Source organism: Moraxella sp. HMSC061H09 (genome assembly GCF_001809255.1).
Taxonomy (GTDB): domain Bacteria; phylum Pseudomonadota; class Gammaproteobacteria; order Pseudomonadales; family Moraxellaceae; genus Moraxella; species Moraxella catarrhalis.
In genome coordinates this window covers 286,002-310,537 of sequence record NZ_KV796856.1, presented here as the reverse complement: position 1 = coordinate 310,537, position 24,536 = coordinate 286,002, and the positions used below count along the sequence as shown (strand labels likewise).

Here is a 24,536-nt window from a genome sequence, read left to right as displayed (position 1 = left end):
TGATGCACAAAAATACCCAACAAGCGTTTGATTATGAAGCACCCTTATCAAATATGCCAACGACATCGTGTCGCATCAAGCAAGCATGGGCAAAGATTCCGCCTGAGCTACCAAAAGACGCACTGACCCAATACCAACGCAATATTAAGGATCTGCTTATCCAAAAAGATGCGGTGATTATTGCACATTATTATGTTGATCCTGACATTCAAGATTTGGCATTGGCGACAGGTGGCTGTGTTGGGGATTCGCTTGAGATGGCTAAGTTTGGGGCGGCGCATGATGCCAAGACCTTATTGGTCGCAGGGGTTCGTTTTATGGGTGAGAGTGCCAAAATATTAAGTCCGCACAAAACTGTCTTAATGCCTGATTTACAGGCTGAATGTTCGTTGGATTTGGGTTGTCCAATTGAGGAATTTAGTGCATTTTGTGATGCACACCCTGATAGAACAGTGGTTGTCTATGCCAATACCAGTGCCGCTGTCAAAGCGCGTGCTGATTGGGTGGTAACTTCGTCGGTCGCACTTGAAATTGTCAGTCATTTACATGCCAAAGGGGAAAAGATCATTTGGGGTCCTGATCGTCATTTGGGCGAGTACATTCGCCAAAAAACAGGGGCGGATATGATTTTATGGCAAGGATCTTGCATTGTGCATAATGAATTTAAATCAATAGAGCTTGAGCAGCTTAAGAGTGAACATCCTGAAGCGATCACTTTAGTACATCCAGAGTCCCCTGCCAGTGTGGTCGCTCAAGGAGATGTGGTCGGTTCTACCAGTAAGCTATTACAAGCTGCCATTCATCGCCCCGAAAAAACTTTCATCGTTGCAACCGATTTGGGGATTTTGCATGAAATGAAAAAGCATGCACCACAAAAAACTTTCATTGCAGCACCGACAGCGGGCAATAGTGCAACTTGTAAAAGCTGTGCATTTTGCCCTTGGATGGCTATGAATGGTGTCCAAGGGGTTTATCAAGCACTTAAATATGGCACAGGTGAAATTCAGCTGACTGAGTCTTTGATGAATGATGCACGCCATGCGTTGGATAAAATGATTGAATTTTCAAAAACATTGCCCAAGAAACCAGCGGTTCATGGTTTGGGAGTTGCATAAATGAAACCAGCTTCTTATGATGTGATCATTGTTGGTAGCGGATTGGCTGCCATTACCACAGCGTTATCTTTGCCAAAAGATTGCCAAGTTTTATTAATGTGCAAAGGTGAAATTGCGGATACATCAAGCCGCTTTGCCCAAGGTGGTATCGCTGCGGTGATGGCACCAACCGACAGCGTTCAGGAGCATGTGACAGATACGCTCATTGCAGGTGCAGGGCTGTGCGATCCCAACACAACCGAGCAAATCATTCATCAAGGTGCAGATGCGATTGCTTGGCTTAGTTCTTTGGCAGTGCCTTTTAGTACAACCAAAGAGGGTTTACACCTAACCAAAGAAGGTGGACACAATAGACGCCGCATTTGCCATGTCGCTGATCATACAGGCCAATCAGTCATGGCGTGCCTTTGGGCAAACATGCAGACTCGCCCAAATATCCATGTGCTTGAGCGGTGTTTTGTGACAGACATTTTGACTGAGCTTGATGTAAAGACAAAAAAAGTGCATTGTAAAGGTGTGGTATGTCTCATCAATCAACAATCCAAAAAATATGATGCCGATAAAGTAGTACTTGCCACTGGCGGCTTAGGGCAGATTTATCAATATACCACAGCGCCAGAGGTGTGTACTGGTGATGGTATTGCTATGGCATATCGAGCAGGTTGCCGCATTGTGAATGCTGAATTTGTTCAATTTCACCCAACAGGTTTTGATGATGGTATGGCTCAAACAGCACTGATCTCAGAAGCGGTTAGAGGCGAGGGTGGGCGGCTCATTAATGCTCAAGGCGAACGCTTTATGTCAAATTATGATGAGCGTCTAGAGCTTGCACCCAGAGATGTTGTCGCAAGAAGCATTATCAAGGAGGCCCAGCGTACCGCTCAGGGCGTATTTTTGGATATCAGCCATCAATCAGATGAATTTATCAAGCAGCATTTTCCAAAAATTTATCAATCTTGCTTAGCCAAAGGCGTGGATATAACCAAGCAGCCAATTCCTGTAACGCCAGTACAGCATTATTTTTGTGGGGGTGTTTTGACAGATGTCAGCGGGCGAAGTGATGTGGTGGGTTTGTATTGTTTGGGTGAGATGGCATATACAGGGCTGCATGGTGCTAATCGGTTGGCGAGTAATTCATTGCTGGAGTGTTTGGTGATGGGTCAAAATGCTGCCAAATCTTTGCAAGAACCTTTGGCGAAATGGTCAAATCGTGAAGTACTGCCTAATTGGTCGGTTCAAACGCATCAAAAGGATATTAATCTGGCATCAAGTATACCATTGGATGTCGCTCAGATTAAGCAGCTAATGCAGCAACATCTTGGGGTAATACGCAGGCAAGAGGATGTGGCAAAAACTGTCGAGCTTTTGGCAGGGGGTTTGGCTGATTTGTCCACCCAGAATCTCACTACCCAAAGCCAAATTCAAAAGCTTAATCTCACCATGTGCGCTTATTTGGTCGCAAAAGCAAGCTTAGATCGCCCGCATAGCATTGGCTGTCATTATTGGGTAGAAAATGAGCCAAATCTGATAGCACCAAATCGACTGCCAAAAGTTGTATGAGTTCTTTTGGTATTTGATGATAACAACCCAACAAATAGGTTTTCAACTCTAGCAATCTAGCAAAGTGATTAAAATTGCTAAGATAAAATAGCGTACCATAAAATTGCATAAACTTGTTTGACAAGGGTTGGCGGATAGATTATTAATGTTATAATATAACTTTTTGTATCATCAGATGGTCGCCGATTTTGGTGAAATAAATTTTACTAAAAGATTGCAATTTATAACTAAATCGTTCATAATATGACAACTGATAATCGTTATCGTTACTATTTTTATTTTTAATTTTTGTCAATAGATATACCATATTTGGTTGTTTATGGGTGTTTTAAGTGGATAATTCCAAAAAAATCAAAGTGTTGGCTATCTCTATCGCAGCTGTCTTGCATGGATTGGTAGGTTTTGGATTGGCGAATATGACTATAAAACCAATCACACCGCCACCTGTCACACCGCCTTTAGAGATTGAATTTATCAAAGAACCAGTGCCTGAACCCATCGCACTTAATGACCTTGAATCGCCCGAACCACCAGGCGAACCTGTTGTTACACCAGAGCCTGTTGTAGAGCCAGAGGTCGCTACGCCTGAGGTTATTGAGCCGCCCGAACCAATTCCTGAGCCTGAGCCTGAGCCTGAGCCTGAGCCCGAGATTGATGTAGAAGCCATCTTAGAACAACAAAGACTTCAAGAGGCTTGGGTTGCTCAGCAACAACAATTGGCCAAAATTCAAGAACAAGAGCGACTTGAACAAGAACGCCTTGAAAATGAACGCAGGGAACAAGAACGACTTGAACAAGAACGCTTAGAAAACGCAAGGCGTGAGCAGGAGCGACTTGACAACGAACGCAGAGCCAGAGAACAAGCACAGAAAGAAGCCCAAGTGGCTGCTGCAAGGCGAGCGGCTGCCCAAGCGGCGGCTAATGCTGCCAAAAAAGCAGGCAATCATGGGGGCGGTCAGCCTGGCCAGAATCAGACCGTGGAAGGTGGTATTAATATCAGTAATGCCAGCTGGAAAACCAAGCCCAGAGTGAATAATTTTTGTTCAGCAAGAAGTGATATTGACACCACGCTTCAAGTGAGTTTCCGTGTTGATGCTGAGGGTAAAATCTCCAATGTCAATTTAAATGGCTCAACAGGCGATGCCAAATTAGACCGACAGATTATCCGTCAAATAGGTCGTGGTCGCCTGCATCCATTTAGAGAAGGTAACATCACGCGTGTTGGCACTGCAATTTATCCGATTACGCTAAAATTACAAAAAGATGAGTCTTGTACCAACTAATTTTGTGGTTTTAACTGATTTTTAGCAATAATTCTTATGATAACTTAGTTGAGTTGCCCAAATATTTGGTCATCTGATTGAGTTTTGAAAATTTGAGGTGAATTTATGGATTTTGGATTTTATTGGTCGCATACTGATGCGGTGAGTAAGACACTGTTTTTTGTCTTGTTGGCTTTATCAATGATATCTTGGGTTGTGGGCATCATGCGTGTGATTAACTCTCGGCGTCGCACAGCAAATATTGTTGATGAGCTAACTGCCCAAATTAATATCCAAAACTTGGGTGATTTGCCATTTGACCAACGCAAGATGGCAACAGAGCAAAAACTGCTCCAACAAATCGCTCGTCATCGTTATGAACTTGAAAAAGGTCTGCCCGTTCTTGGCACAACAGCTTCCATCGCACCTTTTATTGGGTTGTTTGGTACGGTTTGGGGGATTTTTCATGCCCTTCACAGCATCGGTGCAACAGGTCAAGCGGGCTTGGCACAAGTGGCAGGGCCTGTGGGTGAGGCATTGATTATGACAGGTTTGGGTCTAGCAGTTGCAATACCTGCGGTTATTTTTTATAACATTGCCACACGCATCAACAAGCAAGCGATTCATCTGGCAACTGATACAGCCCATCAAATTCTATCTAAGATTGTACAATAAAGGAGGGTCTGATGGCTTTTGAGTTGGGTGATCATGACAATAACGGCATGAATGAGATGAACCTTATTCCGCTGATTGACATCATGTTGGTTTTGATGATTATTTTTTTGGTAACAGCGACCGTGCTAAACCCAAGTGTGCCGCTTGATTTACCAAAAACTTCGGCATCGGTGAATGATGCACCGCCTGAGGTCTTACAAATTAGCATTGATGAGGCAGGGGGCATTTATTGGGACCGTGAAGCACTGACCTTAGATGAGCTGAGCCAACGCTTCACCGAGCAGGTTAATGCAGGCAAAAACCCCCAAATTAATTTGCGTGCTGATAAAGAGGGTAAATACGATACCGTCGCACAGGTTTTGGCTGAGGCATCAAAAGCAGGATTGGGCAAAATCGCTTTTGTCAGCGAATAGATGGTTTAATCAAATCAAAGATAAATAAAAAGCACTGTTTTAACAGTGCTTTTTATTAGCTTATTATTTATTAAGTGAGCTTATTAAGTGATTATTTATTAAGTAACTATTTATTAAGTGATTTTTTAGAATTCTCAGTAATGTCCTTTCTGATATTTTTTCTTAGGCAAAAAAACATCACACCCAAAAATATAAACATGACAATCATATCACCAAAAGCGGTAAATTCGCCCCAGTATTTCCCCTCTGCAAAAATGAATGCAAAAAATGTATGTAAACCTGCCATCACAGTAAACATACCCACCCAAGCCAAATTAAGATACTGCCAACCTTGATGCGTTAGGTGAAATACAGGTTCAAACAAGCGTTTGATGATGGGGCTTTTATCTTTGCTAAATAATGGGGAGATGAGTAGCCCTAGTGCAAATGCACCGTTAATTAACACTGCTTTTAGCATGATATAAAATGCGTCGCTAAGTGCTAAGGTGATTCCACCAAAACCACCGTCATCAGTAACACAAACCACTGCTGCTTTTCTAGGTGAAATTTTTGGCTGATGAATAAATACCCATATATAATTACAGTTGCGGCAATCAGCCCAAATGTTGCTACCAAAATGTGGTTATTATCCGTACCTGCCGACCCAATGAGTTGTAAAATCGGATGCGTGCTGTCTGTTGGTTCGGTCGTTTTATAAAGAACAAAAAATATGATGAGTGGAATATAGTCAAATAAGGCTTTCATGATGCATATCTTTTAATTAAAAAAAGCACACCTGGCACTATCTGCCAAGGTGTGCTGTTGTTTAGCTGCGTACAGTATCGCTACTGGTCTTGTGAGTGACCGCTTGTGGAGGAAGTGGGCGAATTGGCTCAACCAAAGCTACCGCCAGCACCTCATCAATGGTTTCAACAGATTGAATGACAAGACCTTCTTTGACATTGTCAGGAATCTCGATCAAATCACGCTCATTGGATTTGGGTATCAAGACATGCTTGATGCCGCCACGATGTGCCGCCAAGAGCTTTTCTTTTAATCCACCGATGCGTAATACTTTACCACGCAAAGTAACCTCACCTGTCATGGCAATATCAGCACGAATGGCGATGCCTGTCATGGCAGAGACGATGGCAGTAGTTAGGGCAATACCTGCTGATGGGCCATCTTTTGGGGTTGCACCTTCAGGCATGTGGATATGCAAATCGGTATTTTTAAATTTTTCATAAGTAATCCCAAATCGCTCACCATTGGCACGCACAACACTCATGGCGGCACGAATGGACTCTTTCATGACATCACCGAGCGACCCTGTAAAGACAAGCTCGCCTTTACCCTGCATGGTTGCAGATTCGATGGTCAAAAGCTCACCACCAACCGAAGTCCACGCCAAACCTGTAATGCGTCCAATCTCAGGGTCTTTTTCAGCCAAACCATAATCATATGGCTTGACGCCCAAATAATCTGAAATATTATCATCGGTGATGGTTAAGCTATCGATATTAACACCTTTTTTGGGTTTGACGCCATATTTTTCGATTTGGGAGCGTACCGCTTTTCGGCTAATCTTATTAATCTCACGCTCAAGATTACGAACGCCTGCTTCTTTGGTATAATGGCGGATAATACTGGTTAATGCATCATCAGTAATATCAAGCTCATTGGGTTTTAGGCCGTTTTGTTCTAAAGCTTTTGGGGTTAGATAATTATTGGCAATGGCCATTTTTTCATCTTCAGTGTAGCCAGGTAAGCGAATGACCTCCATACGGTCAAGCAATGCAGGCGGAATGTTCATGCTGTTGGCAGTACAAATAAACATCACTTGCGATAAGTCCAAATCTAAATCCAAATAATGATCATTAAAGGATTTATTTTGGGAAGGATCTAAGACCTCAAGTAAGGCAGAAGCAGGGTCTCCTCGAAAATCTTGTGCCATCTTATCAATTTCATCGAGTAAAAATAGCGGATTTTTAACCTCAACTTTGGCAAGTGATTGTACAATTTTGCCGGGCATCGCACCGATATAAGTACGGCGATGCCCACGAATTTCAGCTTCATCACGCACGCCGCCTAATGCCATACGCACAAACTTACGACCTGTGGCACGAGCAATGCTCTCGCCCAAGGAAGTTTTACCTACCCCAGGAGGGCCAACTAAACATAAAATAGGCCCTTTAAGCTGCTTCACTCGAGATTGTACTGCCAAATATTCCAAAATGCGGTCTTTGACATCATCTAGCCCATAATGATCTTTATCCAGTGTTTGTTTGGCTTTATCAAGATTAATGCTAACTTTACTGGCTTTGTTCCATGGCGTGTCTAAAATCCACTCAACATAACCTCGTACCACCGATGCCTCTGATGATGATGCTGGCATTTGTTTGAGCTTTTTAAATTCACTTTCGGCCTTTTTTCGGACATCATCGGGCAAATCAGCTTCTTTTAAGCGATTTTCAAGCTCAACATCGTCATCATCGGCACCATCATTTAAATCGGATAGTTCTGATTTGATGGCTTTCATTTTTTCATTTAAGAAATACTCGCGTTGGTTGTTTTCCATTTGCTTTCGAACAGTGTCTTGTAGCTGACTTTCGATGCTATGCTCGGTTTTAGTGTTAGTGAAATATTCGCTTAGCACCTTAAAGTATTCAGCAGCATCACCCGATTCAAGCAAAGCTTGCTTTTTATCAAGAGGTAGCTGTGTGCGTGTCACGACAAAGTAAATCAGCTCAAGCAAATTATCAAAACCGCTGGCAACACGGATCAGCTCACGCGAATTTCTCAGCGTACTTTCAGCATAGTCACTAAATAGCTCAAGTAGCACCGACTTTTGAGCATCAGCTTCTTCTTGGCTAAGATTGAGGTCAACATTGGCAGCCGTGAACTCAGCGATAAAGCTATCATCAGTATCATCATTGGCATTTTGGATGCGACCGATTTCAACACGCTCAAGACCCTCAATCAACACCTTTAAGCATTTATCATCGGAGTCATGTGGCATGGTACTGACAATTCGGCAAAGTGTTCCGTAGCGATGTAAATCTTCAATATCAATCTGTTCAGACAGTGAATCTTTTTGGGCAACCGCAATCAGTTTACCCTCATGTGATTTTTGGGCAAGTTCAATGGCTTTGATGGACTGCTCACGACCGATAAATAAGGCGACTTGTGTCTGTGGAAAAATGATGACATCACGAACAGCAATTAAGGGCAGTTGTTGTAAATTATGATGATTATTGGCATTGTCATAAGTTGTATTTGGGGTTGTCATTTTAGTATTCCTTATATTTTTAAAATGATGCTGGATTTATGGTGGCTTGTAGCGTAAATTGCAAGACCTGACATTAAAAACTTGGCAAATCATTCGCTTTTTTAATCATCATGACCAAATGATTGGCTTTGTAAAAATTGTCTATCACAATTAAATGTATAACTTATTGATTTATCATAATATTTTTAAAAAATTTTATGAATTTTTTTGGGTATAATACAGAATTTAATTTTGATAGGTATGATTTAGGGGTGATGATGAATGCTGTTTTGCTTGCCGTCATTGTGATGGTTGGCTTATCGCTTGTACGGGTACATGTGGTACTAAGCTTGGTGGTTGGGGCACTTGTTGGCGGTTTGATGGCGGGTATGTCGGTCGCTGATACGCTGACTTCTTTTCAAGATGGTATTAAAAATGGTGCACAAATTGCTTTATCTTATGCCATGCTTGGTGCTTTTGCGATGGCAATTGCCCATTCAGGATTGCCACAGATATTGGCAGATAAGCTGATTGCTCGGTTGCAGTACGCTGATGGCACAGGTGGGCTTAAGTTTTTGTTATTTTTTATCTTAATTATTATGGCAATCATGTCTCAAAACATTGTGCCGATTCATATTGCCTTTATTCCCCTAATCGTGCCGCCACTGTTATCGGTGATGAATCGCTTGCATCTGGATCGCCGTGCGATCACATGTATTTTAACTTTTGGTTTGGTCAATACATACATGTTTATTCCTTATGGATTTGGCGATATTTTTTTGAATCAAATTATCCTTAAAAATATCAATGAAGCAGGCATGATAACCAACAACATCTCAATGATGCAAACTATGATGATCCCTGCTTTGGGTATGCTGATTGGACTTTTGATTGCCATTTTTGTCACGTATCGTAAACCGCGTCATTATCAAGAAAAAGCCGTGGCGGTCGGTCAGGCGTCTATTCAAGTCGGTACGCTTAATATCGTCGTGGCAATGGCGGCAATTGTTGCGGCATTTGTCGCACAGCTAATGACAGATTCTTTATTGATTGGCTCACTCGTGGGTTTTGCGATATTTATGGCAACAGGTATTGTTAAATGGCGTGATGCCAATGAGGTTTTTAATGATGGCATTAAAATGATGGCGATGATTGGCTTTATCATGATTTGTGCTCAAGGTTTTGCAGAGGTGATGAAAGCCACAGGGCAGATTAATGCGTTGGTTAATGGGGCGGTGGGTCTTTTTGGTGATAACAAAATGCTTGCGGCAGTATCGATGCTTTTGGTTGGTTTGGTGGTGACACTTGGCATTGGTTCATCATTTTCGACTGTCCCTATTATTGCGACCATTTATGTACCATTGTGTATGGCGATGGGCTTTAGTGTACCTGCAACAGTGGCTTTGATTGCAACAGCAGGCGTACTGGGTGATGCTGGCTCACCTGCATCAGATTCTACATTAGGTCCCACCATGGGGCTGAATGCAGACGGCCAGCATGACCATATTCATGATTCTGTGATTCCAACTTTTATCCACTATAATATTCCTTTGATTGTTTTTGGTTGGATTGCCGCGATGGTGCTTTAGTCTTTTTGAGTACTTGATATTTAATGCCTTGAAATCGCTTCAAGGCATTTTTTTTTGGCTATTGATTTTCTTGGCCTAAATAAGTACCACGCTTTGGTTGCCATTTGACTTCTTCGCCACGCAAGATTTTTTCAATCATCATCTTGGTATGTGCACGATGATGATTGAGCATGCTAATCATATGCGTATTTTTATAGCGGCTGATGTTTGGGTCGTATGTTTCGGCAGCAGCTGCCACACCATCTCGATCTCGGTGATGATACAGATGTGCGATGCGTTCAGCAATCTCGCTATCCATCCCCAAAAGCTCAAGCCCTGTACGGGCACTGCGTACCGCTGAATCAAAAGTCTCACGAATTACCGCACTGGCACCTGCTTTGTGCAATTGGTAGGCATGAATGCGATCATAAGCACGAGCCACGATTGGCAAATCGTTGTAGGTGTGGCGTAGATGGCGTACGATGGACAGTGCCTCTTTGGGATGATCGATAGCGATTAAAACCAGTTTGGCTTTGGCGATGCCTGCCATATCAAGCAAATCAAATCGTGTGGCATTGCCATAATAAGTCTGAATCCCCAAGTTTGACAAACCATCTACATGGTCAGCATCACTATCAATCAATGTGGTCTGATAACCACATGCGGTCAGCACGCCATTGACAACTTGCCCGTATCTGCCATGTCCTAAGATAATGATAGGATTTTCTTCATCAATGGCATCACTGTCTCTTACAGACGCTGGCGATGTGTTTTTGGCGGTGTATTTTTGATGAATCACTAAAAATAGCGGCGTAAGTACCATGGACATCACAACGATTGCTGTTAAATTAGCATGTGTATCGGCGGATATGACCGAATGCGTCGCCGCTGCTGAAAATAGCACAAAGGCAAACTCACCACCTTGTGCCATCATGACTGCACGCTCAATAGCGATGGCATGCCCAGCTTTGGTGATGCGGGCCACAAAATAAATCCAAAGACCTTTGGTGAGCATGAGTGCGATGACGCCAAGACTGATAAGTTGCCAGTTTTTGGTCACGATGGATAAATCAAGTGCCATACCGACGCCTAAGAAGAACAAGCCCAGTAAAAGACCACGAAAAGGCTCAATGTCTGCTTCAAGTTGATGTCGAAAGCTGGATTCAGATAACAGCACACCTGCAACGAATGCACCCATCGCCATCGACAGACCGCCAAGCTCCATCAGTAGTGCCGATCCTAGCACGACCAATAACGCTGCAGCTGTCATAATCTCTCGTACACCAGTTTTGGCAAGTATCGTAAATAATGGATTAATCAGTACACGCCCAACGATCAACAATGCCAGTAATGAACCTAATGCCACAGCAATCGCTTGCCAAGCTGGTGTTTCACTGGTATGCACCACAGGCGATAAAAAAGCCACAATGGCTAACAGCGGAACAATCAGCAAGTCTTCAAATAATAAGATGGATACCATGCTTTGACCTTTGGCGGTAGACAATCCATTATTTTCGCCCAAAGTTTGCATGACAATTGCCGTTGAGGTCAGCACAAACCCTGACGCCCCCACAAATGCCACTTGCCATGATACCCCAAATATCTTGAGCACCAACATCATTAAGGCGGTTGCCCCAAATACCTGTAAAGACCCAAGCCCAAAGATTTGTCGTCTAAGACTCCACAAATGCGATGGGTGCATTTCAAGACCGATAATGAATAAAAACATCACCACACCAAGTTCAGCGGTGTGGATGATGGTCTGTGGGTCGGTAAATATCCCTAAGCCAAACGGCCCAATTATCAGACCACCAGCCAAATAACCAAGGACAGACCCTAAACCAATTTTACGAAAAAGGGGTACTGCGATTACGGCAGCTCCAAGTAGTGTTACAACTTGAATCAGCTCGCTTGCCATACCAGCTTCAGCCATCGTTATTCCTTATTTTAGTGATGAATAAAAAAGCACAAATCATTAAGCCGCCATTTTAATGTAAGTTAATGCAAGCTTAAGTATTGTGCTAATCAAATCAAAAATGATAAACTTATATGACAAAATCAGATAATAAAATTATCGCCGTGTGATGAGCAATCGGTTGAATTGATCAATTATAACCAACCTGCTTTTCTAAATTTGGTGTATAAAAACAAACAAACCAACATGACCGCACCAACAACAACAAAATAAGCATATCGAATATGCAGCTCAGGCATATAATCAAAGTTCATGCCATAAATACCAGCAACCGCCGTCGGTACGGCAGCGATACCAGCCCAAGCCGCCAATTTTCGGACAACATCATTTTGCCCCATTGTCACCATCGCCATATAGGTATCCATTGCCACAGAGAGCATTTCATTTAGGCCATTGACGGCATCAATTGAGCGTAAAAGATGGTCATTGACATCACGAAAATAAGGTTTGGCGGCAACAGGAAAAGCAGAGACCAATTCATTTTTTTTATGATTAATAAAAAAGTTACACACATCTTGAACAGGCAAAATCACCGCTCGCATATGCACCAGTTGAGATTTTAGTTCATATAAACTTTTTAGGGTGGATTTGCTAAACTCATGTGAAAAGATATTGCGTTCTTGCTCACGCAAATAATTGCCCAATCGGTCAGTGATTGGTAAATAGTTATCAACAATAAAGTCTAAAATTGCATGTAGTACAAAAATTGGACCCAAACGCAATTTTTCAGGTCGGCGGTGGCAATGTTCACGAACAGGGGTGTAGGAATTGGATGCACCACGGCGGACGCTGATGATGAAATTTTTACCCATAAAAATGGCGGTTGTGCCATAGCGAATTTGGTTATCCTCAAGCTTAGCAGTACGCACAACCACAAAGATGGTATCATTACCGTAGCTTTCAACCTTTGGGCGTTGGTGATCAGCAAAGGCATCTTCTAAGGCAAGCTCATGTAAGTCAAATGCATCTTGAACCTCTTGAACGGTTTCAAGACTGGGATCGTATAGTCCAAGCCAGATAAATTGATTATTATTAGTAAGCGTACGACTGACATCCTCGATTGCTAAAGGCTCAATGGGTGCGCCTGTTTTACGAGAGTAAGCATAACAGATGACAGTTTCATTATCCCCAGATTGCTCAATATCTTCTAAGCGGTCGGCATCAGGATCGTAGACTGTCATTGTCTCAATGGTATCTTCGTCTGTGGCATCGGCATCGCCATAGATATAGCTGTCTTGAGTGTCGTGGAAAGTTTCAGCACTTTCAGGGGTATGCTCAGGGTCGTTGGTGACTTTGATCATGTCTGATTCATCAAACAGCTCATCTTGATGAATGATAGGATTAAGATCAGATATGGTGGCGGATTTGGCAGGGTGGGTCAGGTCGTTTGGATTTGGGGTGTGATCGGTTTGTGTATTATGCTGTGTCATAAAATCCCCAAAAAATCGCAAATTTTGTGATGATCAGTGTATTAAAACCCTAAACTATAGAGCAAATTTATATTCAGTGGGTTATTATAGCAATACTGTCGCAATTTTTCATCAGTTAAATGATGGCTTCATTGACAATTGAGCGATTGATAAAATTTTTTTTCAAATTAACCTTGCAAGCCTGCTAAGGTATGGTACACTAGTCAAGAAAAAATGATTGCTGTGATCACAAATGAGTCAATGATAACTCATTTGTAATTATGGTGCTTATTTATAAGCCTGTCAGCTTATTTATAAGCCCAAGTCATTTTTTTCCAAGTCATTTTTTTATGACACTGTATTTTGGTCAAACGCTTGTTTGACTGTTTTTATTTGCTGACAGGGGTTTTTTGTGCCAAAGCATAGCACCACCAATTTTAACACCGAACACCAAATGGATACAAAACACATTCAGCAAAATTGGCTTTTACCTGATGGTGTGGCTGATGTACTATTTACCGATGCTCAAAAACAAGAAAGCCTGCGTGATGCCTTGCTATTTGTGCTGACCGCACACGGTTATCGCTTGGTATCGCCGCCATTAATTGAGTATACCGAAAGTCTGCTAAATAATGCCGATGAAGACCTAAAACGCCAAACTTTCAAATTTATCGATCAGCTCAATGGTCGTTTAATGGGTTTGCGTGCCGATATTACGCCACAAATTCTACGCATTGATAGCAAATATGGTCAAGGCATCAGCCGTTACTGTTATGTTGGGCAGGTTGTCAAAACCCTACCGACTGGTCTGTTTGGCTTGCGTACGCCGCTTCAATTGGGTGCCGAGATTTTTGGGATAGATGATATCTGTGCCGAGCTTGAGTTGATTGATCTACTGGTCGCATTGGCAGATGAGGTCGGACTAGACCGACAGATGCTGCATGTGGATATTGGGCATGTCGCTATTTTTGATCGCTTGTGTCAGTTGCATGGCGTTTCAAACAAAGATGCTGATGAGCTGATTGGCATTTACCATAAAAAAGCCATGCCAGAACTTACCAAATGGTGCCAAAATATGGGCAACAGCTTAAACAGCCCAAGCGATGCAACTGATTTTTTGGTATTGGCTAAGCATACATTAAGCAGTGATCGGACGCCAAATGCCGAGGCTTTATTGAATAAGCTGTCCGATAAAGCTCGCCAAGATAATCAAATCATCCAAGCGGCAAATGAGCTTGCTACTTTGGCGGCACATATCAGAGCGGTGGGTATGAGTGTGAGTATTGATGTGACTGAATTGTCAGGATATCATTATCACACTGGCGTGGTATTTAATGTCTATTTGGGTAATAGAACCACACAGACTCAAGCTTTGGTACGAGGCGGTCGCTTTGATGGCATCTCAACTCACAGCGTGGCAAGGGGTGCAACTGGTTTTAGTATGGATATTAATCGCTTGCTTGAATTTGTAGAGCTTGAAGAAGATACCGTGATTTTGGTGGATTATCACGATTTACAAAATGCTGATGCAGACACAAAAGCTGATTTGGCCACACAAATTAAAACCTTACAATCTGAAGGCTGTATTGTCATTAAGCCCTTGACTGTAGATGATAAGCCTGACCAGATTGATGGTATTTTGCATTGGGACACCGATCAAGATAAGCCGATTTGGGCGGTGCGATTAGTTGGTGATGAGTACTAAATGTCACCGATTGATGTTGTTGATTGATTTATTGAGTAACTTTTAAGGATACATTATGGGTAAGAATGTTGTCGTGCTGGGTAGTCAGTGGGGTGATGAAGGCAAAGGCAAAATTGTGGATTTGCTGACCGAAAAAGCCACAGCGGTCGCCCGCTTTCAAGGTGGGCATAATGCAGGTCATACATTGGTTGTTGGCGGTGAAAAAACCGTTCTGCATCTTATTCCATCAGGTATTTTGCGTGAGGGTGTCACTTGTTTCATTGGCAACGGGGTTGTTTTATCTCCTGAAGCACTACTTAAGGAAATGAATGGTTTAATCGAAAAAGGTGTGCCTGTGCGTGAGCGTTTGCGAATCTCACCTGCATGTCCGCTTATCATGCCTTATCATACCGCACTTGACCAAGCTCGTGAAATCAAACGAGGCAGTGGCAAAATTGGCACAACAGGTCGTGGTATTGGGCCTGCTTATGAAGATAAAGTCTCACGCCGTGCGCTCAAAGTTGCTGATTTATTCCGTGCAGATTTACCAGAAAAACTAGAAAACTTACTTGAATATCATAACTTTGCACTTACCGAATATTATAAGGTAGACGCCATTGATTTTGATACCACGCTCAAACTGTGCCAAGAATGGGCATCTGATCTTAAGGATTTGGTCATTGATGTGACCGATGCACTAGAGATCCGTCGCCAAAATGGCGAAAATTTGATGTTTGAGGGTGCTCAAGGGACGCTACTTGATATTGACCATGGTACTTACCCATTTGTTACCAGCTCAAATACAACAGCAGGCGGCGTATCTACAGGTACAGGCTTAGGACCTTTATATTTAGACTATGTGTTAGGTATTACCAAAGCTTATACCACTCGTGTCGGCTCAGGACCATTCCCAACAGAGCTGTTTGATGATGTTGGTGCTCACTTAGCAAAAGTTGGGCATGAATTTGGTGCAACAACAGGCCGAGCTCGCCGCTGTGGTTGGTTTGATGCGGTCAGCTTACGCCGTGCGGTTGTATTAAACTCAATGAGCGGAATTTGTTTGACTAAGCTTGATGTTTTAGATGGCTTAGATGAGATTAATATTTGCACCAGCTATGAAGTACCAGAAGGTGAATGTGCTGGTGCTTATGATGCTGAATATTATGAAAAAGTGGTACCAAAATATGAAACCCTACCAGGTTGGAGCGAATCGACGATTGGCGTGACCAACTTTGATTCACTGCCTGCCAATGCTCAAGTATATATCAAACGCATCGAGGCGCTTGTCGGTTGCCCTGTTGATATCATCTCAACAGGCCCTGATCGTGATGAAACCATTGTGTTGCGTGATCCTTATGATGCTTAAGTGAGTGTGATTTTACCAATGATCGCATCGGATAAAAGTTGGTATTAACCCTGATAATTAACTTTTATTTAATTATCTTATCAGTGTTATGTGAAAATAACTTTTTGGCATGACTTAGTTATTTGATTATCAAATATATCAACGAACCCAATCTTGACTTGATACAGTTATGATTGGGTTTTTTATTGTTAAAAAATTAATTTATTTATTTATTTTTGATAAGTTATCGTAAATACCGATAAATAATCCAAAAAATCCCACTTTATCTTAGCCTGATCTTTTGATGAAATGGTAGGGTAATTGGCACGGTCATCATGTTAGCCATAACTTTTATGATGATTGTCTCTTAAGGTGTCTTAAATTGATCAAAGTGTGCCTGCCTTTGGCATTTTTTATATCAAACTGACTTAAAATTGTACATTGTTATCAATTTTTAATCATGATGATCAAAGGTAGCGACGCTTTAAATATACTCTTATTATAGATAATATTTTTAATATTCATTCACAGGAGGGTTGAATGTCTATCACTCAAGGTGTGCATCATGTGGCATATCGTTGCAAGGATGCCAAAGAAACGGTTGCATGGTATCAAAAGCATCTGAATATGGGCTTTGTTTTGGCAATTGCTGAGGATAAAGTACCATCAACGGGTGAACCTGATCCATATATGCATATTTTTTTGGATGCAGGCGGTGGTAATATCTTAGCATTTTTTGAGCTTCCAACCAAGCCTGCGATGGGACGAGATGAAAATACGCCCATATGGACTCAACATTTAGCACTCAAAGTTGATAGCGAAGAGACCTTAAGCGCCACCAAGCAAAAGCTGATTGATGCAGGCTTGGAAGTTTTGGGACCTGTAAATCATACGCTGTTTAAGAGCATTTATTTTTTTGACCCAAATGGTCATCGTGTTGAGCTTGCCTGCGATATCGCAACCGATCAGATAACCGTGCTTTAGATAAAGTAAAATGGGATATGCTCAATGAATGGGCACAAACAAAAAAAGCACCCAAACACGCACAATGGGTACATGATGGCAGTTTGGTTGTGGTTAGCCGTGACTTAAGCCAATATCGTAAAGTTGAGGATATTGCACCAACGCTGCAAGCTGCTTTAGATGATTGGGAAGTGGTATCGCCCAAGCTACAAGCGGTCTATCAGGATTTAAATGACAACCGTAATGGATTGCCTTTTGATCAAACATAATGCCATTTGCCCTTACCAAGAGCATACCAATGGGCAGATGGTTCGGCTTATTTAAATCATGTTGAATTGGTTCGCAAAGCACGGAATTCAGAGGTACCCGAATCTTTTTATGATGATCCATTGATGTATCAAGGCGGTTCTGATGGCTTTATTGGGCCATGAGATGACATTGTGGCATCAGAGGCATGGGGTATTGACATGGAGGCGGAAGTTGCGGTTATTACAGGTAAAGTTAGTTTGGGTAGCACATCAAAACAAGCTGCCGAACAAATCCGATTGGTGATGCTGGTGAATGATGTTTCTTTAAGAAATCTTATCCCATCGGAGCTTGCCAAGGGATTTGGCTTTTTTCAAAGTAAGCCTGCTTCTGCATTTAGCCCAGTTGCTGTGACACCTGATGAAATAACAGCTTGGGATAATCAAGCTGCCAAATTGTACCTACCCATTCAAGTCCATCTAAACGGTGAGCTTTTTGGCCGCCCTAATGCTGGTGAGGATATGACCTTTGGATTTGGGCAATTGATTGCCCATGCTGCCAAAACTCGTCATTTGGCAGTAGGCACTATCATTGGTTCAGGCACTGTGTCAAATAAGCAAGACAGCCTTTGGGGGTCGAGCGTTGAGCATGGTGGAGTGGGCTATTGTTGTTTGGCAGAGCTTCGTATGTATGAGGCGATTGAAGGCAAACAGCAAACGCCGTTTATGCAAGATGGTGATGTGGTACGGATTGAAATGTTTGATGAAACAGGTGAAAGTATTTTTGGCACAATTGAAAATACCGTAAAAGCAATATAAGCATCATGTTTGGCATTTAACTGTCTAATAAAAACCCAAATTCAAAACGATGAACTTGGGTTTTATCATCTTGGATTATTAAGGTATTGTTTAAGGTGAAGTAATCATCTTAAAATAATACCCTTGGTTACCCAAAAATCTGCTTAAGTGCCACTTTATAAAATTCAAAGGCTTCTGTTGCCCCTTGAATGGCTGTATCTTGCTCATCTTTACTAAGATTGAGCTGGTTTAAAGATTCACGAAATGCCTTCCAATGCTTACCACGCCCATCAGGATGCGCATCTAAATGGCTTGCACCAAAGTTCTCATCAAAACCCAATTTTTCTTTTGTGTCTTTAAATAAAAAGGCTGCACCAATATTGGAACCTTCGGCACAATAAAGCCAGCCAATGGCTTTGGCACCCATTGGTGCTGGTAATTTTGCCTTAAAGGTATTTGGCTGTTGTTCTAGGTCTTTTAAATCATTTAAAACGGCATCATAACGCGTCATTGATGCTAAGTTTTCAATGGATTGGTTCAATGCTGGGTCTTTATAAATGGGGTCAACAATTTTATGAAAAACAGATTGTAGATTTAAAAACTTAATATAATTTTCGACACTGTCAAAAGGTCTAACTGACATGACCGTCTCATCGACGCTGTCGTGTATGTTGCGAGTATCTTCTTTGAGACGCTCGGCGAAAGTAAGTTGTGTCATAGCATTACTCCAGTTTATGACTTTGGTTGATGACTAAAATGGCTTAAGCGACTAAATACGCCCCATCTGTCACTGGATACTTCTAGTCTAACCCAACAACTGTAAGGTTATACACCAAATCACTGCCAACTCTTAAAAAGATGGCTAAAAGATATCAAATAAGTAATCTTAACACAAGTGATAATTATTATCATTTTTATGAAATAAAAAACAAACAGTTGCTAAATTGCAACTTATTTTTGATCAATTTATAATTCATATTTACAATTAATTAATATTTACAATTAATTAAGATTTGATGATAATAGCTTGGTGGTTTTAACCAATATCAACATTAATCAGCCATCAAAAAGAAAAAACCAATATCATTAGAGTGCTGGTAAAAGATAAGCATTGAGCAAATTTATTATGAATCTGAATTTGGGCTAACTTAAATCTTTTAACGCCCATTGCTCTTTGTCTTTGAACATACATTCATCAAATACCACACAAGCACCACATTTGGGCTGGCGTGCTGTACAAGTATAACGCCCATGTAATATCAAATAATGATGTGCATCCACCAAAAACTTGGCAGGAATACGCTTCATTAAGGCTTTTTCAACAGCAAGGACGGTTTTACCTGTGGCCAATCCTGTCCGATTACCCACACGAAAAATATGTGTATCTACTGCCATGACAGGCTCACCAAACGCGGTATTTAGCACCACATTGGCGGTCTTTCTGCCCACGCCTGCTAAAGCTTCTAATTCATCTCGAGTGCGGGGTACTTGGCCATTGTGTTTGGTGATGAGGTCTTGGCAGGTTTTGATGACATTGGCAGCTTTAGAGTTATACAGTCCAATAGAGCTAATATAACTTTTTAGGTTATCTAATCCCAAATCCAAAATAGCTTTGGGGGTGTTGGCAACTTTAAATAATTTATCGGTGGCAATATTGACACTTTTATCGGTGGCTTGAGCTGATAGCATGACAGCAATCAGTAGCTCAAATTCTGAAGTATAGTGAAGTTCGGTGACAGGTTCTTTGATATGCTTGGCAAGTTTTTGAAAAAATACCAAACGCTTGTTGGCATTCATGGAGCGTGAGGGCGGCGTGTTAGCCGTTTTGGTCGTGGTTAATTTGGGTTTGGTTGTCATAGTTTATAGTTTATAGTTTGTGGCATACTGGTTTAGTTTTTAGCTGTTCGGTTGTCTTTGTCGTCTTTATCATCTTGTACCCAGCTTTCAAGGCGTTTGACGATTTTGCCAAACAATGTATTACGCTTATACTCGCCATGCTTATTTTTATCATCAATGAGCATGCCTGACAAAAGGGCAAGGGCGTCGGTAATGTGGTCGATGGCATAAATATGAAATTGTTCATCTTTAACAGCCTGTACGATGTCATCACGCAGCATCAGTTGGGCAATATTAGCGCGTGGTAATATTACCCCTTGATTGCCATCAAGCCCTTTATCACGGCAAGCATCAAAAAATCCAGCAATTTTTGCATTCACACCACCGACCGCTTGAGCTTGCCCTAATTGATTCATTGAACCTGTGATGGCAAGATTTTGGGCAATGGGAATATTGGCTAAAGCCGATAAAAGGGCACACGCTTCGGCAAGGGTTGCACTATCGCCATCAATTTGCCCATAGCTTTGCTCAAATGCTAAAGACGCACTGAAATTTAATTCATGAAATTCGCTAAATAAGGCACGCAGAAAACTGGACATGATGAGCATGCCTTTGGCGTGTAAGCTACCACCAAGCTCAACATCTCGTTCAATGTCTAAAATCTCACCTTGACCAAAGTTGGGCTGAATCAAAGCGGTCAAGCGTGCAGGTAGCCCAAATTCACTATCAGCATAGCTGATGATGGTTAATGCGTTGATTTGCCCAACCGCCCAGCCTTTGGTGCAGATAATTTGCTGACCGTTTAAAATCTCCTGCCAATACAAATCCTTTAAATACCCCTTTCGTTCAGTGATGTCATCAAGTGCGGTTTGTACATGCTTGGCGGTGACTATTTTGTTATTTTCAAGGGTAGCGATTCGTGCAGATTCAACCAATAATCCTGACAAGCGATCGGCGTGTAAGTCCAGCTTATTTTTATCATCGCTAAGCTTGGATAATTCATCAATAATTACAGCAAATGCGGTATTATCAAAATTGGGCAACTGATGGCTTTTAATCATATCCACCATTTTTAATACCATGCCATATTCACTACAGTCATCTCGTTGAATGTCATCATGAAAATCGGCACGAACTTTAAAGACCGAATTAAATTCAGGTTCAAATTCTAGCAATTCATAATATAAATCAGCTTCACCAAGTAAGATGACTTTGACATCCAATGCCACGCTATCGGGCTCAAGCGATAGGCTGCCTGTCAAAGTGAGCATCTGTTCAAGACTTGAGATTTTGATTTGTTTTGATTGCAAAGCACGCTTTAAACCTTGCCATGCATAGGGATGTTCAAGTAGGCTTTGGGCTTCTAATAAAAGATAGCCGCCATTTGCTTTGTGTAATGCACCAGCTCGAATCATGCTAACATCTGTTAAGACAGTACCAAGCTCGGTGGTATATTCAATATGCCCAAGTAAGTTTAGATGTGTTGGCAAATCTTCAAATACAATCGGCGCACCAGCTGATGGCTGATGGCTGACCAAGATATTGACGACATATCGGCTTGGTACTTGTGATAAACTGGTGGCGATAAAATTGTCATCATCTTCATTGATGATATGGGTAATGTTTTTGACCATATCATCTTGAATCGCCATGAGATGACGGATGGCTTTTGGGTGGTTCTCAAAGTTTGCCATCACAGCGTTAAACATGGGTTCAAGTACTTTTTTGGCAGTACTTTGATGTAGCTCATCAAGTGCCTCATGCGTGCTGTCTTCAAGCTCACTAAGCTCAATTTGTGCCTCTAAAAGCTGTTTTTGAAGCTGGGCGAGCTTTTTGGTATCTATAGGTTTGCTGTCATCAATTGCCACAAAATGCACACGCCCATCACCTGTGGTCTTTAGTACCAAATTATGTTGTTTGGCATCAGCATTAATAGCATCAAATCGTTTGTTTTGTTGTAGGGGTATGGCTGATTTTATCAGTTCAATGTGGTTTTGGTGAGTATCTCCAAGCAGTTTGGCGACCAGCTTTTTTTTGGCATTTTGCCAAAGTTTATGGACTTTTTGCTGAAAAATAATTGCCATACCAGCAGGAAAATCAATGGCAATGGGTCGGCGTATGTCTTCAAAATGATGTACATATACCCAATCATTCGGTGTTGGCATATGCTTGGCACGCTCAGCCAAAAGGCGTGTGACGAGTGTACGCTTGCCCAACCCATTTTCACCGACTGCAAACACATGATAGCCATTGGCGTGTATGTCTAATGCGGTGTTTAAGGCTTTGATGGCACGGCTTTGACCAAATGCAATATCAGGTTTGGGCAGATGCAGACGGCTAGATTTGGGCAGATGATTGGGATCGGTGTAGCGTTTTAAGTCGCAAGCTTGTAATCGGTAGTTGTTTTTTAAACGATGATATGCATTATCTTTCATAAAATCAAAATCAGCTTCGTCTGCTATCCTTTGTGCAAAATAGTAAAATATGAACGAAATGCCCAAAAAACGCAGTGGGTTGGTTAAAAAGGGTATTTTAGCAGATTAAAGCATGATAAAATAGCTTTGCTGTGTGTAAACTTTTATTTTTACTGCCTTATTTGGCAATCTTGTGTTGATTGGTTAAATTGATTAAGAACGATGATATGACGCCCAAATTTTCCAAAATCTCCCATAAATTTCAACGCTTCGCCGCTGCCATTGATGAGGCAGCCCAATCGCTTGGATTGACGATTACCGATGTGCAAAATATGCAGATTTTACGGTATTTAGACGGCCTTTTATTGTGGGGTAAAGCGTACAATCTAACCGCTATCACAGACCCTGATGAGGCTTTGGTGAAGCATATTTTTGATTGTATGGCGATTATACCCATGCTGCCGTTTGTCACGCAACCAAACAAATCTTTGCTAGATATTGGTACAGGTGCAGGATTGCCATCGGTAATTTTGGCAATTTTAAAGCCTGATTGGCACATTGATGCTCTTGATAGCAATCAAAAAAAAATCCGCTTTATTCGCCAGATTAGCAGTGAGATTGGCTTAAAAAATATCACGCCAATTGCTTCTAGAATTGAGCATCATCATGCCCAAAAAGCGGGTGCGTACGATGTGATTACCTCACGGGCATTTGCGTCACTGACTGATTTTGTTAGCCTTGCTACACCATGTTTGGCGGATACAGGTGTTTTGTATGCCATGAAAGGTAAAATGCCAACTGCTGCAGAAATGGCAGATTTGCAAGCTTGGCACATAGATATTGAGCCCATCTGCGTACCCAAATTAGATGACGATCGATGTGTGGTTTACCTAACAAAGCAGTAATTTTTTAATCATTTTTATTGGATATGTTTTCTTTTAAGGTTTTATTATGGAAATAATTGCAATTGCCAATCAAAAAGGGGGTGTTGGCAAGACTACAACAACAGTCAATTTGGCAGCAGCGTTGGCGATAATTGCCAAAAAAAGGGTGCTACTGATTGATTTGGACTCCCAAGGCAATGCCACCACCAGTGTTGGTCTGGATAAAAATGCCTTAGAATATACAATGGCAGATGTGCTACTTGATGGCGTGTCTTTACAAGATGCCATCTTATCTACCGATATTGGCTTGGATGTCATTGGTGCCAACCGAGATTTGGCAGGTATTGATGTATCACTTGCAGGCGTGGCAGACGCGCCTTTTTTACTTAAGCAGGCGATGGCAGATGCCAAGATGGCAGGCAAGCTTGAGTATGATTATATCGTGATGGATTGTGCACCAAGTCTTAGTATGATTACGGTGAATGCCTTTTCGGCAACTGATGGCGTGATTATTCCGATGCAGTGCGAGTATTATGCGCTTGAAGGTGTGGCAGATTTGATTGCGACGATTGATAAGCTAAAATCCATCAATGAATCTTTGCATATTCGTGGTGTGGTGCGTACTTTATTTGATTATCGTAACACATTGGCACAAGATGTTTCTGGTGAGCTTGAACGCCATTTTGGTGATTTGGTGTATCAAACCAGTATTCCAAGAAATGTGCGTTTGGCAGAAGCGCCCAGCTTTGGGCAATCAATTTTTACTTATGAAAAATCATCCAAAGGTGCAATCGCTTATCATAAACTTATGAATGAAGTGATTGCACAAACGAAAGCCAAATCAAACGGATAGATAGCTATGGCAAAAAAACGCAGACTTGGGGTCAAATACGGTTTGGATACACTCTTAAGCGGCACAAAGGTGAGTCGCCAAGTTGTTGATGTGATTGATGATGCCAAAATGGTGATGGCAGATAATAATCAACCTAACGATAAGCCGCAAGCGGTATCAAGCACCGCTGAGTCTGATACCACTCATCAAAGTGCTGATGATAAGGCGGTGAGTGTTTTGGATAACTTACCCAAATATCAACAAAAACAGATCGCTTTGTTTTGGCAGTTTGGTTTGGCTGAGCCGTGATA

At 41.8% G+C, this 24,536-nt stretch carries 19 protein-coding genes and 2 pseudogenes; 14 read left to right on the top strand and 7 right to left on the bottom strand.

Annotated features, from left to right (window positions below):
• Positions 1-2: 2 nt before the first annotated feature.
• From nadA to HMPREF2573_RS07875, 5 genes are all read left to right on the top strand, one after another.
• Entirely contained in the window at positions 3-1,115 is a 1,113-nt protein-coding gene (gene nadA, locus HMPREF2573_RS07895) for a quinolinate synthase NadA (RefSeq protein ID WP_003656759.1), read from the top strand.
• Positions 1,116-2,675, top strand: coding sequence for an L-aspartate oxidase (gene nadB / locus HMPREF2573_RS07890; RefSeq protein ID WP_070473109.1), 1,560 nt, complete (start codon positions 1,116-1,118; stop codon positions 2,673-2,675). It begins immediately after the preceding gene.
• 332 nt (positions 2,676-3,007) lie between these two features.
• Positions 3,008-3,958 carry an energy transducer TonB gene (locus HMPREF2573_RS07885; protein WP_070473106.1) on the top strand — a complete coding sequence of 317 codons (951 nt, stop codon included), beginning with the start codon at positions 3,008-3,010 and terminating at the stop codon, positions 3,956-3,958.
• Positions 3,959-4,063: 105 nt separating this feature from the next.
• Positions 4,064-4,612 carry a MotA/TolQ/ExbB proton channel family protein gene (locus HMPREF2573_RS07880; RefSeq protein ID WP_003656764.1) on the top strand — a complete coding sequence of 183 codons (549 nt, stop codon included), beginning with the start codon at positions 4,064-4,066 and terminating at the stop codon, positions 4,610-4,612.
• 11 nt (positions 4,613-4,623) lie between these two features.
• Positions 4,624-5,025, top strand: a complete 402-nt coding sequence (locus HMPREF2573_RS07875; RefSeq protein WP_003656766.1) for an ExbD/TolR family protein — start codon at positions 4,624-4,626, stop codon at positions 5,023-5,025.
• 106 nt (positions 5,026-5,131) lie between these two features.
• Here the strand turns inward: HMPREF2573_RS07875 and HMPREF2573_RS07870 are convergent.
• Positions 5,132-5,769: pseudogene (locus tag HMPREF2573_RS07870) on the bottom strand (inner membrane-spanning protein YciB).
• A 61-nt stretch (positions 5,770-5,830) separates the two neighbouring features.
• On the bottom strand, positions 5,831-8,293 hold the full coding sequence (gene lon / locus HMPREF2573_RS07865; protein WP_003663964.1) for an endopeptidase La: 2,463 nt from the start codon (positions 8,291-8,293) through the stop codon (positions 5,831-5,833).
• A 257-nt stretch (positions 8,294-8,550) separates the two neighbouring features.
• On the opposite strand from lon, the gene HMPREF2573_RS07860 reads away from it, so the two are divergent.
• Complete coding sequence (locus tag HMPREF2573_RS07860; RefSeq protein WP_194161987.1) at positions 8,551-9,861, top strand: Na+/H+ antiporter family protein; 1,311 nt, start codon at positions 8,551-8,553, stop codon at positions 9,859-9,861.
• A gap of 58 nt (positions 9,862-9,919) precedes the next feature.
• On the opposite strand, the gene HMPREF2573_RS07855 is transcribed toward HMPREF2573_RS07860, so the two are convergent.
• Together HMPREF2573_RS07855 and HMPREF2573_RS07850 are read right to left on the bottom strand one after the other, a co-directional pair.
• Complete coding sequence (locus HMPREF2573_RS07855; protein WP_070473103.1) at positions 9,920-11,773, bottom strand: monovalent cation:proton antiporter-2 (CPA2) family protein; 1,854 nt, start codon at positions 11,771-11,773, stop codon at positions 9,920-9,922.
• Positions 11,774-11,949: 176 nt separating this feature from the next.
• Positions 11,950-13,245 (bottom strand): magnesium and cobalt transport protein CorA, encoded by a 1,296-nt coding sequence (locus HMPREF2573_RS07850; protein ID WP_003659657.1) that lies wholly within the window; start codon positions 13,243-13,245, stop codon positions 11,950-11,952.
• 391 nt (positions 13,246-13,636) lie between these two features.
• Between HMPREF2573_RS07850 and HMPREF2573_RS07845 the strand changes: the two genes are divergently transcribed.
• From HMPREF2573_RS07845 to HMPREF2573_RS09635, 5 genes and pseudogenes are all read left to right on the top strand, one after another.
• Entirely contained in the window at positions 13,637-14,929 is a 1,293-nt protein-coding gene (locus tag HMPREF2573_RS07845) for an ATP phosphoribosyltransferase regulatory subunit (protein ID WP_070473101.1), read from the top strand.
• Between the two features lie 55 nt (positions 14,930-14,984).
• Positions 14,985-16,274, top strand: a complete 1,290-nt coding sequence (locus HMPREF2573_RS07840) for an adenylosuccinate synthase (protein WP_003656780.1) — start codon at positions 14,985-14,987, stop codon at positions 16,272-16,274.
• A gap of 519 nt (positions 16,275-16,793) precedes the next feature.
• Positions 16,794-17,323 (top strand): annotated as a pseudogene (locus tag HMPREF2573_RS09640) (VOC family protein); the annotation flags it as partial.
• A 3-nt stretch (positions 17,324-17,326) separates the two neighbouring features.
• Positions 17,327-17,485 (top strand): hypothetical protein, encoded by a 159-nt coding sequence (locus tag HMPREF2573_RS09760; protein ID WP_239663983.1) that lies wholly within the window; start codon positions 17,327-17,329, stop codon positions 17,483-17,485.
• 171 nt (positions 17,486-17,656) lie between these two features.
• On the top strand, positions 17,657-18,280 hold the full coding sequence (locus tag HMPREF2573_RS09635; RefSeq protein WP_036378739.1) for a fumarylacetoacetate hydrolase family protein: 624 nt from the start codon (positions 17,657-17,659) through the stop codon (positions 18,278-18,280).
• Positions 18,281-18,407: 127 nt separating this feature from the next.
• On the opposite strand, the gene HMPREF2573_RS07820 is transcribed toward HMPREF2573_RS09635, so the two are convergent.
• The 3 genes from HMPREF2573_RS07820 to HMPREF2573_RS07810 all read right to left on the bottom strand — a co-directional run bounded on the left by HMPREF2573_RS07820 (position 18,408) and on the right by HMPREF2573_RS07810 (position 22,530).
• Positions 18,408-18,977 (bottom strand): biliverdin-producing heme oxygenase, encoded by a 570-nt coding sequence (locus HMPREF2573_RS07820; protein ID WP_003669749.1) that lies wholly within the window; start codon positions 18,975-18,977, stop codon positions 18,408-18,410.
• Positions 18,978-19,402: 425 nt separating this feature from the next.
• Positions 19,403-20,056, bottom strand: coding sequence for an endonuclease III (nth, locus tag HMPREF2573_RS07815; protein WP_003656786.1), 654 nt, complete (start codon positions 20,054-20,056; stop codon positions 19,403-19,405).
• Between the two features lie 92 nt (positions 20,057-20,148).
• Entirely contained in the window at positions 20,149-22,530 is a 2,382-nt protein-coding gene (locus HMPREF2573_RS07810) for an ATP-binding protein (protein ID WP_003656788.1), read from the bottom strand.
• Between the two features lie 206 nt (positions 22,531-22,736).
• Here HMPREF2573_RS07810 and rsmG point away from each other — a divergent pair, with 206 nt between their 5' ends.
• Genes rsmG through HMPREF2573_RS07795 form a run of 3 tightly spaced genes read left to right on the top strand, consistent with a single transcriptional unit; the run spans position 22,737 to position 24,534 of the window.
• Positions 22,737-23,414 carry a 16S rRNA (guanine(527)-N(7))-methyltransferase RsmG gene (rsmG, locus tag HMPREF2573_RS07805; RefSeq protein WP_042510313.1) on the top strand — a complete coding sequence of 226 codons (678 nt, stop codon included), beginning with the start codon at positions 22,737-22,739 and terminating at the stop codon, positions 23,412-23,414.
• A 46-nt stretch (positions 23,415-23,460) separates the two neighbouring features.
• Entirely contained in the window at positions 23,461-24,246 is a 786-nt protein-coding gene (locus HMPREF2573_RS07800; protein WP_003656793.1) for a ParA family protein, read from the top strand.
• 6 nt (positions 24,247-24,252) lie between these two features.
• Positions 24,253-24,534 (top strand): hypothetical protein, encoded by a 282-nt coding sequence (locus tag HMPREF2573_RS07795; RefSeq protein WP_003668450.1) that lies wholly within the window; start codon positions 24,253-24,255, stop codon positions 24,532-24,534.
• Positions 24,535-24,536 lie beyond the last annotated feature (2 nt).

Coding starts and splice junctions, on each gene's coding strand:
- HMPREF2573_RS07840 (WP_003656780.1), top strand. CDS start 14,985: ATGGGTAAGAATGTTGTCGTGCTGGGTAGTCAGTGGGGTGATGAAGGC.
- rsmG (WP_042510313.1), top strand. CDS start 22,737: ATGACGCCCAAATTTTCCAAAATCTCCCATAAATTTCAACGCTTCGCC.
- HMPREF2573_RS07800 (WP_003656793.1), top strand. CDS start 23,461: ATGGAAATAATTGCAATTGCCAATCAAAAAGGGGGTGTTGGCAAGACT.
- HMPREF2573_RS07880 (WP_003656764.1), top strand. CDS start 4,064: ATGGATTTTGGATTTTATTGGTCGCATACTGATGCGGTGAGTAAGACA.
- HMPREF2573_RS07810 (WP_003656788.1), bottom strand. CDS start 22,530: ATGAAAGATAATGCATATCATCGTTTAAAAAACAACTACCGATTACAA.
- nadA (WP_003656759.1), top strand. CDS start 3: ATGCACAAAAATACCCAACAAGCGTTTGATTATGAAGCACCCTTATCA.
- HMPREF2573_RS07875 (WP_003656766.1), top strand. CDS start 4,624: ATGGCTTTTGAGTTGGGTGATCATGACAATAACGGCATGAATGAGATG.
- HMPREF2573_RS07855 (WP_070473103.1), bottom strand. CDS start 11,773: ATGGCTGAAGCTGGTATGGCAAGCGAGCTGATTCAAGTTGTAACACTA.
- HMPREF2573_RS07850 (WP_003659657.1), bottom strand. CDS start 13,245: ATGACACAGCATAATACACAAACCGATCACACCCCAAATCCAAACGAC.
- HMPREF2573_RS07820 (WP_003669749.1), bottom strand. CDS start 18,977: ATGACACAACTTACTTTCGCCGAGCGTCTCAAAGAAGATACTCGCAAC.
- nadB (WP_070473109.1), top strand. CDS start 1,116: ATGAAACCAGCTTCTTATGATGTGATCATTGTTGGTAGCGGATTGGCT.
- lon (WP_003663964.1), bottom strand. CDS start 8,293: ATGACAACCCCAAATACAACTTATGACAATGCCAATAATCATCATAAT.
- HMPREF2573_RS07795 (WP_003668450.1), top strand. CDS start 24,253: ATGGCAAAAAAACGCAGACTTGGGGTCAAATACGGTTTGGATACACTC.
- nth (WP_003656786.1), bottom strand. CDS start 20,056: ATGAATGCCAACAAGCGTTTGGTATTTTTTCAAAAACTTGCCAAGCAT.
- HMPREF2573_RS07860 (WP_194161987.1), top strand. CDS start 8,551: ATGAATGCTGTTTTGCTTGCCGTCATTGTGATGGTTGGCTTATCGCTT.